Origin of the sequence: Methylobacterium sp. E-066, from assembly GCF_022829635.1 — a bacterium.
Taxonomy (GTDB): Bacteria; Pseudomonadota; Alphaproteobacteria; order Rhizobiales; family Beijerinckiaceae; genus Methylobacterium.
In genome coordinates, this window is record NZ_JAKSYO010000143.1 from 1 (window position 1) to 648 (window position 648).

Consider the following 648-nt stretch of genomic DNA (forward strand, 5'->3'; position numbering starts at 1 on the left):
CCACGATCACTATACCGAAGGGTCGAACATGTCACTAGGAGATGGGGTACCTCGCGGCGCACATGGAGCCCTAGAACCTTTAACGCAGTTTGGATCGCGGAGTTAATACACCGCCTCCGCGCGTAGTCTCGTCGCCCTCTCGGATACAGGTGCAGCCGCCTGGCAGAGCCGGGTGCTTCCGCCTGCTACGCAAGGCGACGCCACGATGGATGAAAGGCTCCCCCACCCCCTCTACCCGCTCATCCGCAAGCTGGAGAGCGTCACCCGCCTCTCTGACGAGGAACGACGGGCGATTGAGAGCCTGCCGGTCCGTGTCCGGACCCTCACGGCGCGACAGGACATCGTGCGGGACGGAGACCGGGCGACCCAGTGCTGTGTCATCCTGGAAGGCTGGGCCTGTCGGTACAAGTTCCTGAGCGAGGGGCGCCGCCAGATCTTCTCGTTCCACATCGCGGGCGACATCCCGGATTTGCAGAGCCTGCACATCCCGCTGATGGACCACACCCTCGGGACGATGACCCAGGCTACCGTGGCGTTCGTCCCGCACGAGAGCATGCACGACCTCACGGCCCGCTTCCCGACCATCGCCGCCGCGCTCTGGCGTGACACGCTGATCGACGCGGCGATCTTCCGGGAGTGGTTGATCGC

At 64.8% G+C, this 648-nt stretch carries 1 protein-coding gene; it reads left to right on the plus strand.

The annotated features are described in order from the left end of the window. Nucleotides 1–205: 205 nt before the first annotated feature. On the plus strand, nucleotides 206–648 hold a 443-nt coding region (locus MKL20_RS20245), incomplete at its 3' end, for a Crp/Fnr family transcriptional regulator (RefSeq protein ID WP_244038184.1).